A 14,904-nucleotide genomic window follows, 5' to 3' on the forward strand; every position below is an offset into this window, starting at 1 on the left:
TTCCGGGGCGTCACGAGGGGCTTCGTGACCGACGCTCACTTGCTCGCCGGGGACCAGTTCAGCCCCCAGCCGTACGCCTCGTCGACCGTGCGCTGCGGGCTGACGCCCGGCGCGGGCACCAGGTAGCGGGCCTCGCGCCGGACGACCAGTTCGCTGCCGGTGTTGGTGATCAGGGCGAGGGCGCAGACGTTGGACGGGACGGTGCACTCGTCGAGCGAGAAGTCGACGGGGGCGCTGTGCTGCGGCTGGAGGGTGACCGTCGCGTGCAGCCCGGCGAAGCTCCTGGCGCCCGCGTAGACGGTCACGAAGACCAGGATGCGCCGGATACTGGCCCGGTGGTCCAGATTGACCGTCAGGTTCTCGCCCGCCGCGGCGGCGCCGGTGCGGTCGTCCTGGTCGAGCTGGATGTACGGCGGCGTGTGCAGGGCGCCGAAGTTGCCGCCGATGGGGTGGACCACGCCCGCGCTGCCGTCGGTCAGTTCGTACAGCGCGCACAGGTCGAGGTCCAGGTCGCCGGACTGCGGCAGCAGCGCGCCGCGGGCACCGAGCGCCTCCATGGTCCTGCGGCCCAGCTTCTTGCCGAGGCGCGCGGCGGGCTTGCCGGCCTGCTGCCAGTTCAGGTTGACCCGCAGCGTGCCCGAGGTGCCGCCCTGTTTCGTCAGGGAGACGGCGGGCGCTTCCTTCGTGAGGGTGACCTTCGAGAGGCTGACGGGCGGGGCGGGGGCGGGCACCGGGGCGGCGCCGTACGGCTGCGCGGGCGGCGGGGCGGGGGCGAGCGAGGCGGCGGGGGCGGCGGCCGGGGCGGCCGGCGGCTCCTCCGCCACGCTGATGCCGAAGTCCGTGGCCAGCCCGGCCAGCCCGGTGTCGTACCCCTGCCCGACCGCCCGGAACTTCCAGGCGCCTTGCCGCCGGTACAGCTCCCCGAGGACGAAGGCGGTCTCCGCGGTCGCGTCCTGGCTGTCGAAGCGGGCCAGTTCCGCGCCGCTGCCCGCGTCGAGCACCCGGATGTGCAGCCCGGCCACCCGGCCGAAGGCGCCCCCGTCGGCCGAGGCGGCGAGCACCACCGTGTCCACGGCGGGCTCCAGCCGGGTCAGGTCGACGGCAAGACTGTCGGTCACCGTGTCCCCGGCGGGCCGCTTGCCCTCGTGGCGGACGGCGCCGGAGGCGTGCGCGGGCTGGTTGTAGAAGACGAAGTCGGCGTCGTCGCGGACCTTGCCGGCCGCGGTCAGCAGCAGTGCGGAGGCGTCCACGTCCGGAGTGCCGGGTCCGGTACGCCACCCCAGTTCCAGCCGTACCGACGTGGCCGGTACCGCGACGTTGCTCCCCTTGGGCATCGGCATGGTGGCGCCTTCCTCTCGCTTCGCTCGCCGGGCTCCGGTGCGGTGCCCCTTCTGCACGGTGGCAGGTTCCAACCTACTTGCCGAAAAATGTCCGCCGTTCATCTGATGTGGACACGGCCTTTACACGATCCCTACGGGCGATCGCGACCGATTTTGCCAAGTTCGCTCACATTATGGATCGGAGACTGCACACGACACGTGAAACAACCCTCTTTTCAGGCTCCCCAACCGGCACATCGTGGGCTTAACTTAAGAGGTATGACCTCCCCCCGCTCTACCTACGGCGGCGGCTACTACGCTTCGCCGTCCTTCCCGGACACCCCGATCTACGACTCCCTCGTCGCCGAGCGCGGCACTCCGCAGATCGCCCCGATCCGGGTCGAGTTGCCCTACGACTCGGGCTCGTCCTACATGCCGGCCCTGCCGTCGGCGCTGCCCGCACTCCCCGCCGCGCCTTCCCAGCCGTATTCCGGCCAGGGATATCAGGGCGCCGCGGCCCAGCCGGTCGCCCCGCTGCAGAGCACCCCGGCGCCGTACATCCCCCAGCAGGCGGCGGGCCCCCGCGGCTACCCCGCCCAGCACCAACAGCCCCAGCGCCCCGCCGGGAACGGGGGCACGGGGTACGACGCGATGCGCCCGGCCGGTCCGGTCGCCCCGCGCCCCGCGCCGTCCCCGTACGACGATCAGTACGGCCGCCAGCAGTACCCCCGCGGGTACTGACGGAGCGCCGACGGAGTACCGACGGTGCTCCGTACGCGGGCGGAGAGCCGGTCCCGCACGACCGGGCGGCACCGGTGACCGGGCCGCCGCGGGGGCCTGGCAGGATGAGGGTGTGCTGAACCCTTTCCTCCAGGCCATCCACCGGTATCCGGTCAAATCCGTGGCGGGGTCAGGCCCCGGCGAGGCGGTCGTGGAACCGTGGGGGCTCGCCGGGGACCGCCGCTGGATGCTCGTCGACGGCGGGCACCGGTTCGTCACCCAGCGCGCCCGGCCCCGGCTGGCCACGGTGACCGCGACGGAACTCCCGGGCGGCGCCCTGCGGCTGACGGCGCCGGACCTGCCGCCGCTGACCGTCGAGGTGCCGGTGCCCGGGGCGACGGTCCCGGTCGAGGTGTGGGGGGACAAGGTCGAGGCGGTGCCCGCGTCCGGCGCCGCCGCCGAGTGGTTCAGCACCTGCCTGGGCGTGCCCGTGACCCTGGTGCACCTGGACGAGCCGGCCCGCCGGCGGCCCGTCGACCCGGCCTACGCGCGGCCGGGCGAGACCGTCAGCTTCGCCGACGGCTTCCCCCTCCTCCTCACCACCACCGGCTCGCTCGCCGCCCTCAACGCCCTCGTCGCCCAGGGGGACCACGCCCACGAGGGCCCGCTGCCGATGGACCGCTTCCGGCCGAACGTCGTGGTGGACGGGACCGCGCCCTGGGACGAGGACACATGGCAGCGGATACGTATCGGCGAGGTCACCTTCCGTGTGGTGAAACCGTGCGGCCGGTGCGTGATGACCACCACCGACCAGCGCACCGGGCAGCGCGGCAAGGAGCCGCTGCGCATCCTGGCCCGCCACCGCCGCGTCGGTGACCAGCTCCTCTTCGGCCAGAACCTGATCCCGGAGGGCACCGGCACCCTCCGCGTCGGCGACCCCTTCGAGGTGCTCGACCGCCGTCCGCCCGCCTGAGCCCCGGCAGCCCCGCGCCCCGGACGCGTACGACGGGCGCCCGGCCCCCTGTACGGCGGGCGCCTGACGCCCCGTCCGCACCGGCGCGCACCTCCGGCCGCGGAGCGCCCGGCCGCATTGCGGGCGCGTGTCCGGCTGCCTACAGTGAGCGCACGGCGTTACCGACTGCGGGAGCCGTGGGGAGTGTCCAGTTGCCGATGCCTGCCTGGGAACCGCCCGGAGACCACCTCATTCCGGTGCAGCACATGCGTCCCGGGGACCACGCCTTCGTGAGCTACGCGGACGACGAGGTGCGCTGGGAGGTCATGACCGCCTTCGTACGGCTCGGACTCGCCCGGGGCGAGAAGGTCATGCTCTTCCCCGACCCGTGGCTACCGGAGGCCGAGGTGCTGGCCCGGCTCGACTTCACCGGCCGCAGCACCGTGACGGCCCGCGAACGGGGGCAGTTGGTGCTGACCAGCATGCGTGGGCTGATCCGCCCGGACCTGCGGTTCACCCCCGAGCGGCAGCTCGGGCGGCTGCACGCGGAGACGGCCCGGGCCGCCGCCGAGGGCTTCGCCGGACTGCGGGCCTTCATCGACATGCGGTGGGTGCCCGACCTGAACGCCGACGTACGGGTGATGATGCACCGCGAGACGCACGCGGACGCGCTGTTCGACGACCGTCCGTACAGCGAGATCTGTGCCTACGACCGCCGCTGGTTCAGCCGCGAGGTGCTGCACGCGATGGACCGGGCGCACCCGCGCAGCCTCCTGGAGCGGCTCGGCAGCCTGCGGTCGGTACGCGGCGGGGACGGCAGCGTGCGCTTCATCGGCGACGCGGACGCCCCCGCGCGCCGCTCCTTCGCCACCGCGCTGGAGCTGGCACTGTCCGGCAGCGCGGGCGCGCGCCGGCTCACCGTCGACCTGACGCGGCTGCACCTGCTGTCGGTGGGCTGCGCCACCGCGCTGATCGCGCTGGCCGACCGGGCCACCGGACACGACCTGGTCGAGGTCCGCTGCGACCGCGTACACGCCCGCACGCTGCACCGGCTCGGCGCGGGCACGGTGGCCCGGCTGGCCATGACGGAGGTGATACGGCCGTGCTGACCCCGGACCCGGCCACGTCCGAGGACGGGCCGGTCGACATGCGGGCCGTCACCTGCCTGCTGCGGCGCCGCTTCACCGCGCGGCTGCTGCCGCAGCTGCGGCTGCTGGTGGAGGAGTGTGCCCTGCGCGAGGGCCTGGCGGAACCGCGGCGCGGTGAGTTCGTCCTGGCCGTGGACGAGATCGCGGGCAATGCCGTGGAGCACGCGGGCGGCTCGGGACGGCTGGTGCTGCGCCGCATCGGTGACGAACTGGAGTGCCGTATCACCGACTCGGGCCCCGGCTTCAGCGAAACGGTGATCCCGGAACTGCTGCCGGGGCTCGACGGAGCACACCACGGGCGCGGGCTGTGGCTCGCGCGCCTGGTGGCGGACCGGTTCGCGGTGCGGCCGGGCGACGCGGGGGCGCCAGGAAGCCGGGGGGCCGAGGTCACGCTGGCGGTACGGGTGCAGTGACGCGCGCCCGGATGTGCCGGCGGCAGCGGTCCGCGCCCCGCCGCCTCAGTGCGGCCGGCCCTCCGGGCCCCGCAGCCACTCCTGCGCTCGGTCGCGCACGGTCTGCTCGCCGTGCTGTTCCGCGGCGTCGTCGTGCTCGTACTCCAGCTGGTCGACCACCGCGACCACCCCGTCGATACGCCCCGCCAGCCGCAGCGCCACCGGTACCTCGCTGCTGCGCCCCAGCCGTCCCGACAGCGTGACCACACCCGCCCGTACGGACACCCCCAGCGCGCCGGGCTTGAGGCCGAGGGTGCGCACGAGGACCTCGGTGATCAGCTCCTCGCGGATCTCCTCGTCCGGGCGCAGGAAGACCTTCAGCAGGTCGCTGCGGGTCACCAGCCCGCACAGCCGGCCCTCCGCGTCGACGACCGGCAGCCGGTCCAGCTTCCCGGTCACCATCAGCCGGGCCGCCTCGGTGACGGTCTGGTGCGGGCCGATCGTCACCGGCGGCGAGGTCATCAGCCGGCCCGCCCGCAGGTTGCGCTTCCTGGCCCGGGCCGCACGGGCTCTGCCGGTCAGCCGGCGGCGGTTGTACCAGCGGTTCTGCAGGATGTCCTGCGCCGCCTGGCGGAACATCAGGTCGGTCTCGGAGATGACGCCCACGACCTTGTCGTCGCCGTCGACGACGGGCAGCCCCGTCTTGCGGTGCCGGCTCAGCAGACTGACCACTTCCCTGAACGGCGTCGTCTGCCGGGCCTTGACGACCTCGGTGTTCATGAGCCGGCCGACCTGTCGGTGCTCCATCGCGGGCCTCCCTGGCGCAGGGATACAGTGTCGGCCGCCGCCGGGACCGGCTGAAGGGGCGCACGCGGCGATACGGCGCGCGCCCCGCAGGTGAGGGAGCGCCGTGCGGGCTCAGCGCCGTACGCGGCCCGGCTCCCCCGTCCACCCGGCCGCGCGCGGCGCCGCCGAAGAATTCGCCTCCGTTTCGCCCGGGGCGTGCATGACGCGCGCCGGACGAGGTACCTGCGGACGCGGAGAGGGGGCACGACGTGGGACAGGTCATCGCGGGACTGTGGCGCTGGCGGCGCAACCCGCTGCGCCGGACGACCGACCTTCTGGAGGCGTGGCTGGCGCTGGCCACCGCCCTGCTGATCGTGCTGGGCGGCGGCTTCGCGGGCCTGGCCGCGGGCCGCGCCGCCCACGACGCGCTGCAGCGGTCCGTGCGGATCCAGACGCAGCAGCGGCACCAGGTCTGGGCGACGCCGGAGCGGACCGCTTCGCGCCCTTCCCCGGACTCCGCCCCCGAGGCGGCCGCCGGCCGTGAGATGCACCGCCGGGTGGACGCCCGCTGGACCGCGCCGGACGGCAGCGAGCACAGCGGCCCGGTCGCCGCGCCGGGTGCCGTGCGGCCGGGCGAGCGGTTCCGGATCTGGACCGACGCGCAGGGCCGGCTGGTGGCGCGGCCGATGGACGCGAGTACGGCCAGGGCGCACGCGGTGCTCGCGGGGCTCGGCGTGGGGGGCGTCGCGGCGACGGTGGCCATGGGCGGCCGGCAGCTGGTGACACGCCGGATGCTGAACCGCCGTTACCGGCACTGGGAGCAGGAGTGGGAGCGCGCGGGCCAGGACTGGGGGCGGGCCGGGGCGGGGAGCTGAACGGCTGCCGCGGGCCGCGCGACGTCCCTCGGCACGGCCCCGGCGCAGGTGCCCTGACCCCCGTGCGGCGCCCTCCGTGAACTCCCGCGCATACAGGCTGACCATGTCATCCGGCGCCCGCCGGGCGCGCTACGGTGGAGCGGCCAGCCTCCCGGCTGGGGTCGCGGGCACACGTACGCGGACATACGCGGACGTACAACTGCCGGGCCGGTAACAGCCGCACGAGGTGGGGACACGACAGCGCCATGGCACAGGGCTCGGTCCAGGTGACGCACACGGGCACATCGCGGTGGCGGCGCCGCACGGGCGAGTACAGCTCGCTGGCCGCGGCCCTCGAAGCCGCCGGGGACGGCGACGTCCTGACCGTGGGCGCCGGTACGTACCGCGAGAACCTGGTGCTGCTGCGCGCGGTGACGCTGCGCGGGCCCGAAGGCGCCCGCGGGTCGGTGCGGATCGCGCCCGCCGACGGTGTCGCGCTGACCGTGCGGGCCTCGGCGTCGGTCCAGGACCTCCAGGTGGAGGGGCAGGACTCCACGGCGCCCGCGGTGCTGGTGGAGGACGGGGCCCCGGAGCTGGACGGGCTGCGGGTGGTGACCCGTTCGGCGTCCGGCATCGAGGTGCGCGGCGGCGCGCGCCCGACCGTACGCCGCTGCACGGTCGACAATCCGGGCGGTGTGGGCATCAGCGTGCTGGACGGCGCGGGCGGCATCTTCGAGGAGTGCGAGGTGGTGGCCGCCGGGCAGTCCGGGATCGCGGTGCGCGGCGGCGCGCATCCGCGGCTGGAGAACTGTCGGGTGCGGCATGCCTCCGGGGCGGGCCTCTCGGTCGACGGCGAGGGCAGCGGCGTGGAGGCGGTCGGCTGCGAGCTGTACGAGATCAAGGGCGCGGGGGTGCAGGTGGCCGCGCGGGCGAGCGGCCAGCTGACCGACTGCTCGGTGCACCGGACCTCCGCCGACGGCATCACCCTGGACACCGACGCGGTGCTCACCCTCGCCGACTGCGACATCCACGACATCCCGGAGAACGCGGTCGACCTGCGGTCCCGTTCGGTGCTGACGCTGACCCGCAGCACGGTGCGGCGCTTCGGCCGCAACGGGCTGTCCGTGTGGGATCCGGGCACCCGGGTGGACGCCAACCAGTGCGAGATCCACGACAGTACGGGCGACTATCCGGCGGTGTGGGTCAGCGACGGCGCCACGGCCGTGCTGGACTCGACGCGGGTGCACGACGTGCCGGACGCGCTGTTCGTGCTGGACCGGGGCTCGCGCGCGGACGTGGTGGACTCCGACCTGTCCCAGGTGCGCAACACGGCGGTGTCGGTGAGCGACGGGGCGACCGTGCAGCTCGACGACTGCCGGATCCGGGAGGCGGCGACCGGCGCCTGGTTCCGTGACCACGGCAGCGGCGGCACGCTCGCCAACTGCACCATCGACGGCGTGCAGACCGGTGTGATCGTGACCAAGGGCGCCGATCCCACGGTGGAGGGCTGTGTGGTCGCCGCCCCGGCCGAGGCGGGGTTCTACGTCTCGGCGGAGGGGCGCGGCACGTTCACCGGCTGCCGGGTCACCGGCAGTTCGGGGTACGGCTTCCACATCATCGACGGCTGCCGTACGACGCTGACGCGGTGCCGCACCGAGCGGTGCGCGCGCGGCGGGTACGAGTTCGCGGACAGCGCCGCGGCGCAGGGCGAGGGGTACACGGGCGGGCCGAGCGTGCACGACTGCACCAGCGACGAGAGCCGGGCAGCCGGGGAACCGGCGGTACCGGCGCCCGCGGTGCGGACTCCGGCGGCCGTACCGGCGACGCAGACGGCCGGGCTGCTCGGCGGCGTACCGGCACAGGCCGCGCAGCCCGCGCAGCCCGCGGCGGCTCCCGCGCAGACCGCCGCGGCGCGCCGGCCCTCCGAGGAGGTGCTCGGCGAACTGGACCGGCTGGTCGGCCTGGAGAGCGTCAAGCGCGAGGTCCGCAGCCTGATCAACATGATCGAGGTGGGGCGCCGGCGGCAGGAGGCCGGCCTCAAGGCCGCCTCGGTCCGCCGCCACCTGGTCTTCACCGGCTCCCCCGGCACCGGCAAGACCACGGTCGCGCGGCTCTACGGCGAGATCCTGGCCGCGCTGGACGTGCTGGAGCGCGGGCACCTGGTGGAGGTGTCCCGGGTGGACCTGGTCGGCGAGCACATCGGGTCCACGGCGATCCGTACGCAGGAGGCGTTCGACCGGGCGCGCGGCGGGGTGCTGTTCATCGACGAGGCGTACGCGCTGTCGCCGGAGGACTCCGGGCGGGACTTCGGGCGCGAGGCGATCGACACGCTGGTGAAGCTGATGGAGGATCACCGCGAGGCGGTGGTGGTGATCGTGGCCGGGTACACGGCCGAGATGGAGCGCTTCCTCGCCGTCAACCCGGGCGTGGCGTCCCGTTTCTCCCGCACCATCACCTTCGGTGACTACGCGCCGGAGGACTTGCTGCGCATCGTCGAACAGCAGGGCGAGGAGCATGAGTACCGGCTGGCCGAGGGCGCGGGCGAGGCGCTGCTGAAGTACTTCACCGCGCTGCCCAAGGGCCCGTCGTTCGGCAACGGGCGGACCGCCCGGCAGACGTTCGAGTCGATGGTCGAGCGGCACGCGGGCCGGGTCGCCCTGCTGACCGACCCGGACACCGACGACCTCACCCTGCTGTACGCCGAGGACCTGCCCGACCTGCCCTGACCGCCCCTCAGCAGCCGCCGCCGGTCCCGGTGGTGTCGCGCGGACGCGGTACGCCCGCACCGAGCCGGGCGATCAGTACGGCCCGGGTCTCCTCGAACACCGGGTCGGACTGGTAGTCCCCGTGGCCGAGGATCTGCGCGGGCAGCGGGTGGCGCAGGGTGCGCCCGAAGGCGAGCGGATCCCGCAGCGGGCCGAGGTCGATGTCGGGGCCGTCCTCGCAGGTGAGCCGCACGGGCCCGCCGATAGGGTCGGTCAGCCGCCACAGGTTGCGCCAGTCGTCCATCTCCCGGTGCAGTCCGGTCAGCGCCTCGGGGCCGAAGCAGGCGGGGAACCACCGCCCGTACAGGCGCTCCAGCGGCGACCCGTAGGTGAGCAGCGCGACCCGGCTGCGGGTGACCAGGTCCAGCTGCCAGACGGCGGCCGCCGCCAGCACACTGCCCTGGGAGTGGCCGGAGATGACCAGGCGGCCGTCGTTGTTCTCGGTCCAGGTCGCCATCCGCCACGTCAGGTCGGGGACGGCGCGCTCGGCGTAACAGGGCGGCGCGAACGGGTGCGCGGCGCGCGGCCAGAACGTGCCGACGTCCCACAGGATGCCGACGGTACGGCGGGTGGAGCGGTCCCGGTAGGCGCGCCAGCCCATGAAGCCGAGCAGCAGCACACCGGCGCCCATCAGCCAGGACCCGAGCGACTCCGCCGTCGCGGCGGCCGTGTGCACCAGCAGCGGAGCCTGCTCCGTGGCGCGGCCGGGGGCGCGGTCGGTGAGCCAGGCGCCGGCCACGGCACCCGCTCCCAGCACCAGGGTGACCAGGCAGACGGCGCCGACCAGGACCGGGGCGGAATCCGTGAGTCCGGCCCGCGCGATGGTGCCGGCGATCCGGCGCGCCCGCTGCTCGTCGGGCCGCTCCTGTTTGTCGTACAGGCCGGGGATGTCCGGTTCCACCTTGCGGCGCACCAGCAGCATCTGGACGCCGGCCAGGACGGCGAAGGCCGCGACCACCACCAGGAGCACCGGGAGCACCGACGCCTGCCAGGACAGCAGGACGGGCGGCCCGGCGATCGGGGCGCCCGGCCGGCCGGGCGCCGAACCGCCGTCCAGCCAGTCCCCCAGCCGCTGGGCCGCTCCCCCGGTCAGCACGCCGCCCAGCGCGCACCCCAGCAGGGCGACGGCCGCGCCGTGGAACCCTTTCAGCGCGGCGCGCCCGTCGCCGTGCCCGTGGCGGCGCGCGGCGTTCTGGAGGAAGCCGGCGGTGACGACGAGGCCGAGGACCACCAGGCCCTGGAAGACGGCGATGCCGCCGAAGGCGCCGCTGCCGGGCAGCCGGTCGCCGCTGACCCAGCCGGGCCGGGCCCAGGCCGTGTGGACGGCCGTCAGGACCAGCGCGGCGAGCGCGCCCGACGGCAGCGCCCTGACCAGGAACCGGTCGCGGTGTTCGTCCGGCTCGGCCTCGCAGCGCGCGGTGCGGCAGACGACCCATACGGTGAGCACCGCCAGCAGCAGGACCAGCGCGAGCAGGGCCCGGCCGAGGACGGACAGCACGCCGCCGTTCTCCGTACGGCGGTCGAAGTCCAGCCCGGCCAGGAGCAGCGCGGCGGTGACGGTCAGCAGTCCGGCCGCGGTGTGCGCGGCGCGCAGCCGGGCCACCACCCGGCGGCCGTACCAGAAGCCGCGGCGGGTCAGCGCGGGGCGCTGGGCGGGCGGCACGTCACGGGAGGTGCCGGGGCGCCGCGGCGGCGGCGAGGCGGACTCGTACGCGCTCCACGTACGGCGGGAGAGCCACCACAGGAAGCCGACCAGCAGCAGCGGGAGGACGGCGCACAGCACGACGCGGCGGCCGGGTCCGCTCCAGGTGCCGCCCTGCCCGGGGCTCATGAAGCCCATCCAGGACTTGCCCGCCGCGCAGGCGGCGCTGCCCGCGCACTGCCAGGCCGTCAGGTCCAGGGCCACTTCGCAGGCCGCGGCGACCAGCAGGACGGTGAGGCTGAGGGCGAGGAGGCGGACGAGGATGTCGTAGACGCGGTGGCCCCTGTGGTGGGAGGGGGCGGCGGGGCGCATCCAGTGGGCGAGGTTGGCGACCATGAACGGGAGCAGGATCAGCCACAGGGCGCGGGCGCCGTTGCCGGAGGTGAGGTTGCACCAGCAGTACGCCTCGCGGATCGGCTCGGTGCGGTAGTCGCCGGGGCGCTGCTCGGCGTCGGCGTCGACGGCCCTGCGGTACACGGCGGCGGTGTCGTCGCCGGTGATCAGGACGGTGCGCGGGTCGCCGAGCATCCGCTCGGGGGTCGTACCGCCGACGCCGTGGACGAGGAGTTCCAGGGCGAGTTGCGGCTCGTCGGCGGGTGGGGTGTCGGGGTCCGTGTCCGTCCCGTCCCCGTCCGGGGCGGTGCCCGGCCCTTCCGGTGCCGCTCGGTGCGTGCTGCTTCCGCTGTTCACTGCTCGTTCCCCCGATGCCGTACGTGCCGGTCGGCGCCGCACGGTACCCGGCGACGCCCACCACTGTCATGTCATGCTCAACCAGCGCCCGCGGCCCCGGGCACCCGGCTCGCGCCTGCCTTCTTCCCGCTTCCACGGGCGCACACCCCACCCGGGCGGGGCGGATGCGCCCGCTGCCGCGTGCGAGGATGTGGGCGCAACGGCAGCCGGGCGGAAGGGACAGGCCGGGGTGAGCGACAACCAGAACCTGCTCGCGGAGCAGCGGCGCGCTCTGATCCTCGACGAGGTCAGACGGCGCGGCGGCGTCCGCGTGAACGAGCTGACCCGCAGGCTCAACGTCTCCGACATGACGGTCCGGCGCGACCTGGACGCCCTGGCCAGGCAGGGCATGGTGGAGAAGGTGCACGGCGGCGCGGTGCCGGTCAGCGAGCCGAGCAGCCACGAACCGGGCTTCGAGGCCAAGTCGGGGCTGGAGCTGAGCGCCAAGGAGGACATCGCCAAGGCGGCGGCCCGGATGGCGGCACCGGGCGGCGCGATCGCCCTGGCGGGCGGCACCACCGCGTTCGCGCTGGCCCAGCAGCTGCTGGAGGTGCCGGACCTGACGGTCGTCACCAACTCGGTACGGGTCGCCGACGTGTTCTACAACGCGCAGCGCGCGGCGGCCGGCGGCAGCCAGGCGCCCCGCGCGGGCGCGGCGACGGTGGTCCTGACCGGCGGCGTCCGTACGCCCTCGGACACCCTGGTGGGGCCGGTGGCGGACGCGGCGATCCGCTCCCTCCACTTCGACGTGCTCTTCCTCGGCGTGCACGGCATATCGGTGGAGGCCGGGCTGTCCACGCCCAACCTCGCCGAGGCGGAGACCAACCGGCACTTCGTCCGCTCCGCCCGCCGCGTCGTGGTGGTGGCCGACCACACCAAGTGGGGCACGGTGGGACTCAGTTCCTTCGCCTCCCTGGAGGACGTGGACGTCCTGGTGACCGACCGCGGCCTGCCGGCCCAGGCCCGCGAGGAGATCGCGGAACTGCCGCCGGAGCTGGTCGTCGCGGGCGAACCGGGCGACGGCGCAGACATCTGAGGCGCCGGAGGCTAGGGTGACGCCCAACCGCAGGGGGTGACCCTGGGAGCCCGATCCGACCGGGGGTGCCACCTTGCCTCGCCGTGTACGCCGGCTGCGCCGGCTCCGTCCCGTCGGCCTCGCCTACGCCGACCACGCCCCGGTGCGCCTGGTGTTCGCCGCCGAGATCGCGTCCCCGCCCGCTGCCGTGTACGCGGCGCTGGCCGAGGACGTCGAAGGGGCGAGCCGGTGGGTCACCGGCGTCTCGCGCGCCAGGTCCACCGCGGGCGGCAAGGGCCGCGAGGTGACGCTGTCCGGCGGCTTCCGCCTGGTGGAGACGGTGCTGGCCGCCGAGCCGGACGAGCAGTACGCGTACCGGGTCGACGGCACGAACCTGCCGGGGCCGCGCACCCTCCTGGAGGACTGGCGGCTGACCCCGGCCGGCGGCGGCACCCGCATCCGGTGGACGTTCGCCACGGACGGCCCGGTGGCGTACCGCTTCCTGATGCTGCTGGCCCGCCCCGGGATGGGCCGGGCCTTCCGGGCGTCGGTACGGGCACTGGACCGCCGGCTGGCCGGGCGGTAGCGGGCGGTCGAGCAGCGGTGACGGGCCCGGCTCCGGCAGGTCCGTCACCGGTCTCCGAGCATCAGGCAGACCGGCTGCCGACCTCCAGCGGTCAGGCAGACCAGTGGCCGGTCGCCAGGAAGCTGTCGATCGTCGCCGCGTACGGCGCGATGTCCAGGCCCTGCTCCGCCAGCCAGCGGTCCGAGTAGTACTTGTCCAGGTACCGGTCGCCCGGATCGCACAGCAGCGTCACGACGGAGCCGGTGCGCCCGTCCGCGACCATCTCCCCGACGATCTTCAGCGCGCTCCACAGGCCGGTGCCCGTCGAGCCGCCCGCCTTGCGCCCGATGGCCCGCTCCAGGGCCCGTACGGCCGCCACGCTCGCCGCGTCCGGGACCTTCATCATCCGGTCGACGGCGCCGGGCACGAAGCTGGGCTCCATGCGCGGCCGCCCGATGCCCTCGATGCGGGAGGCGGTGGCGCAGTCCGTCTTCGCGTCGCCGGTGCGCCAGCCGTCGAAGAAGCAGGAGTTCTCCGGGTCGGGTACGCAGATGCGGGTGTCGTACTGCATGTAGTGCACATAGCGGGCGATGGTCGCCGAGGTGCCGCCGGTGCCGGCCGTGGCGACGATCCAGGCGGGTTCCGGGTACCGCTCCAGCCGCAGCTGCTGGAAGATCGACTCGGCGATGTTGTTGTTGCCCCGCCAGTCCGTCGCCCGTTCGGCGTAAGTGAACTGGTCCATGTAGTGCCCGCCGGACTCGGCGGCGAGCCGGGCGGAGACCGCGTAGACGGTCCGCGGATCGTCCACGAGGTGGCAGGTGCCGCCGTGGAACTCGATCAGCCGGGTCTTCTCCCGGCTGGTGGTGGCGGGCATCACGGCGATGAACGGCACGCCGATCAGGCTCGCGAAGTACGCCTCGGAGACCGCGGTCGAGCCGCTGGAGGACTCGATGACGGGCTTGCCCGGCCGGATCCAGCCGTTGCACAGCCCGTAGAGGAACAGCGAACGGGCCAGCCGGTGCTTGAGGCTGCCGGTGGGGTGGGTCGACTCGTCCTTCAGGTACAGGTCGATGCCCCACTCCTCCGGCAGCGGGAACCGCAGCACATGGGTGTCCGCCGTCCGGTTGGCGTCCGCCTGGACCTTGCGGACGGCTTCTTTCAGCCAGCCGCGGTAGTCCGGATCGCTGCGGTCGACGTCCACGGTCGGCATCGGGCAGCCGCTGCTGGGCACCCGGTCGGCGGGGTCGAGTGGTGACTGTGCGGTGCTCATCGGCGCGCTCCCCGACGTCGTTCCAGGCCCGCGCGGAACGCCGGGCCGGTTCCGACTATAACCATCCGCCACACCCTTCTCACCTGCATAAACAACCCTTTGAGCACCTCCAAGCACCACTGGGGCAGAACCAGGGGCGAGCTTTGGCCAAGGGGTACTGGTGCCCGCGGCACGACGCAGGCAGACTGCGCACCAAGGGGGCGGGTGGAGAGCGCACGCCCGACGTGCTGAGGAGGTGATCGCCATGGCGGAGCCGGAGTTCAACGCCACCGGGGTACGCATAGAAAGATGGCTGCTCCGGTCGCTCACCCGGGCGGGCCAGGTCGTGATCAAGGACGGCAGGCTGGCGCTGCTGACGAGTTACGGCACCGAGATAGACAGTGCGCCGGTGCAGGCCGTACAGGCGCACAAACCACTGTTCGCGGCCCGTGACCGGGCGCTCGCGACCCTGAACGGACACCGTTACTCGCTGACGCTGGGCACTCCGGACCGGTTCCTGGATGCCGTACGCGCGGCGCGCTCCGCTCGCGCTTGACAGGGTCCTTTCGGGGGACGGTGCGGTTGCGGGAGCGCACTGGTGGGACGACCCTGGACTCGTATCACTGAGGGTTCACCAGCGGTGACACTGTGGTGGAAGGCGGCATCGCTGGATCCGATCTTCGCCCCCGACGTACGAGGGCGCCCGAC

Annotated in this window: 13 protein-coding genes; 9 read left to right on the forward strand and 4 right to left on the reverse strand. The window is 74.1% G+C overall.

Going from position 1 to position 14,904, the window contains the following annotated elements; genetic code table 11:
- Window positions 1-35 precede the first annotated feature (35 nt).
- Window positions 36-1,340 (reverse strand): TerD family protein, encoded by a 1,305-nt coding sequence (locus tag AB0L45_RS28940; RefSeq protein WP_365845000.1) that lies wholly within the window; start codon window positions 1,338-1,340, stop codon window positions 36-38.
- A 258-nt stretch (window positions 1,341-1,598) separates the two neighbouring features.
- Here AB0L45_RS28940 and AB0L45_RS28945 point away from each other — a divergent pair, with 258 nt between their 5' ends.
- The 4 genes from AB0L45_RS28945 (at window position 1,599) to AB0L45_RS28960 (ending at window position 4,552) form a co-directional block, all read left to right on the forward strand.
- Window positions 1,599-2,060 carry a DUF6643 family protein gene (locus tag AB0L45_RS28945; protein WP_365845002.1) on the forward strand — a complete coding sequence of 154 codons (462 nt, stop codon included), beginning with the start codon at window positions 1,599-1,601 and terminating at the stop codon, window positions 2,058-2,060.
- Window positions 2,061-2,172: 112 nt separating this feature from the next.
- Window positions 2,173-3,012, forward strand: a complete 840-nt coding sequence (locus AB0L45_RS28950; RefSeq protein ID WP_365845004.1) for an MOSC N-terminal beta barrel domain-containing protein — start codon at window positions 2,173-2,175, stop codon at window positions 3,010-3,012.
- Between the two features lie 245 nt (window positions 3,013-3,257).
- Window positions 3,258-4,100, forward strand: a complete 843-nt coding sequence (locus AB0L45_RS28955; RefSeq protein ID WP_365845006.1) for an MEDS domain-containing protein — start codon at window positions 3,258-3,260, stop codon at window positions 4,098-4,100.
- A 38-nt stretch (window positions 4,101-4,138) separates the two neighbouring features.
- Window positions 4,139-4,552 carry an ATP-binding protein gene (locus tag AB0L45_RS28960; protein ID WP_365845140.1) on the forward strand — a complete coding sequence of 138 codons (414 nt, stop codon included), beginning with the start codon at window positions 4,139-4,141 and terminating at the stop codon, window positions 4,550-4,552.
- Between the two features lie 45 nt (window positions 4,553-4,597).
- Here AB0L45_RS28960 and AB0L45_RS28965 read toward each other — a convergent pair whose 3' ends face one another.
- Window positions 4,598-5,338, reverse strand: coding sequence for a CBS domain-containing protein (locus AB0L45_RS28965; RefSeq protein ID WP_365845008.1), 741 nt, complete (start codon window positions 5,336-5,338; stop codon window positions 4,598-4,600).
- A gap of 248 nt (window positions 5,339-5,586) precedes the next feature.
- On the opposite strand from AB0L45_RS28965, the gene AB0L45_RS28970 reads away from it, so the two are divergent.
- Window positions 5,587-6,192, forward strand: a complete 606-nt coding sequence (locus AB0L45_RS28970) for a hypothetical protein (protein WP_365845010.1) — start codon at window positions 5,587-5,589, stop codon at window positions 6,190-6,192.
- Window positions 6,193-6,437: 245 nt separating this feature from the next.
- Window positions 6,438-8,897, forward strand: coding sequence for a right-handed parallel beta-helix repeat-containing protein (locus AB0L45_RS28975; RefSeq protein ID WP_365845012.1), 2,460 nt, complete (start codon window positions 6,438-6,440; stop codon window positions 8,895-8,897).
- A gap of 7 nt (window positions 8,898-8,904) precedes the next feature.
- Here the strand turns inward: AB0L45_RS28975 and AB0L45_RS28980 are convergent, their stop codons facing one another.
- Window positions 8,905-11,328, reverse strand: coding sequence for a hypothetical protein (locus tag AB0L45_RS28980; RefSeq protein ID WP_365845014.1), 2,424 nt, complete (start codon window positions 11,326-11,328; stop codon window positions 8,905-8,907).
- 229 nt (window positions 11,329-11,557) lie between these two features.
- On the opposite strand from AB0L45_RS28980, the gene AB0L45_RS28985 reads away from it, so the two are divergent.
- Window positions 11,558-12,403: a DeoR/GlpR family DNA-binding transcription regulator gene (locus AB0L45_RS28985; protein ID WP_365845016.1), complete on the forward strand. Its 846-nt coding sequence runs from the start codon at window positions 11,558-11,560 to the stop codon at window positions 12,401-12,403.
- A 73-nt stretch (window positions 12,404-12,476) separates the two neighbouring features.
- Window positions 12,477-12,968, forward strand: a complete 492-nt coding sequence (locus AB0L45_RS28990; protein ID WP_365845018.1) for an SRPBCC family protein — start codon at window positions 12,477-12,479, stop codon at window positions 12,966-12,968.
- Between the two features lie 91 nt (window positions 12,969-13,059).
- Here the strand turns inward: AB0L45_RS28990 and AB0L45_RS28995 are convergent, their stop codons facing one another.
- Entirely contained in the window at window positions 13,060-14,157 is a 1,098-nt protein-coding gene (locus AB0L45_RS28995) for a PLP-dependent cysteine synthase family protein (protein ID WP_365845142.1), read from the reverse strand.
- Window positions 14,158-14,461: 304 nt separating this feature from the next.
- On the opposite strand from AB0L45_RS28995, the gene AB0L45_RS29000 reads away from it, so the two are divergent.
- Window positions 14,462-14,752, forward strand: coding sequence for a hypothetical protein (locus AB0L45_RS29000; protein ID WP_365845020.1), 291 nt, complete (start codon window positions 14,462-14,464; stop codon window positions 14,750-14,752).
- The last annotated feature ends 152 nt before the right edge of the window (window positions 14,753-14,904 follow it).

It is taken from the genome of Streptomyces sp. NPDC052496 (genome assembly GCF_040679095.1).
In the GTDB taxonomy this organism is placed as follows: domain Bacteria; phylum Actinomycetota; class Actinomycetes; order Streptomycetales; family Streptomycetaceae; genus Streptomyces.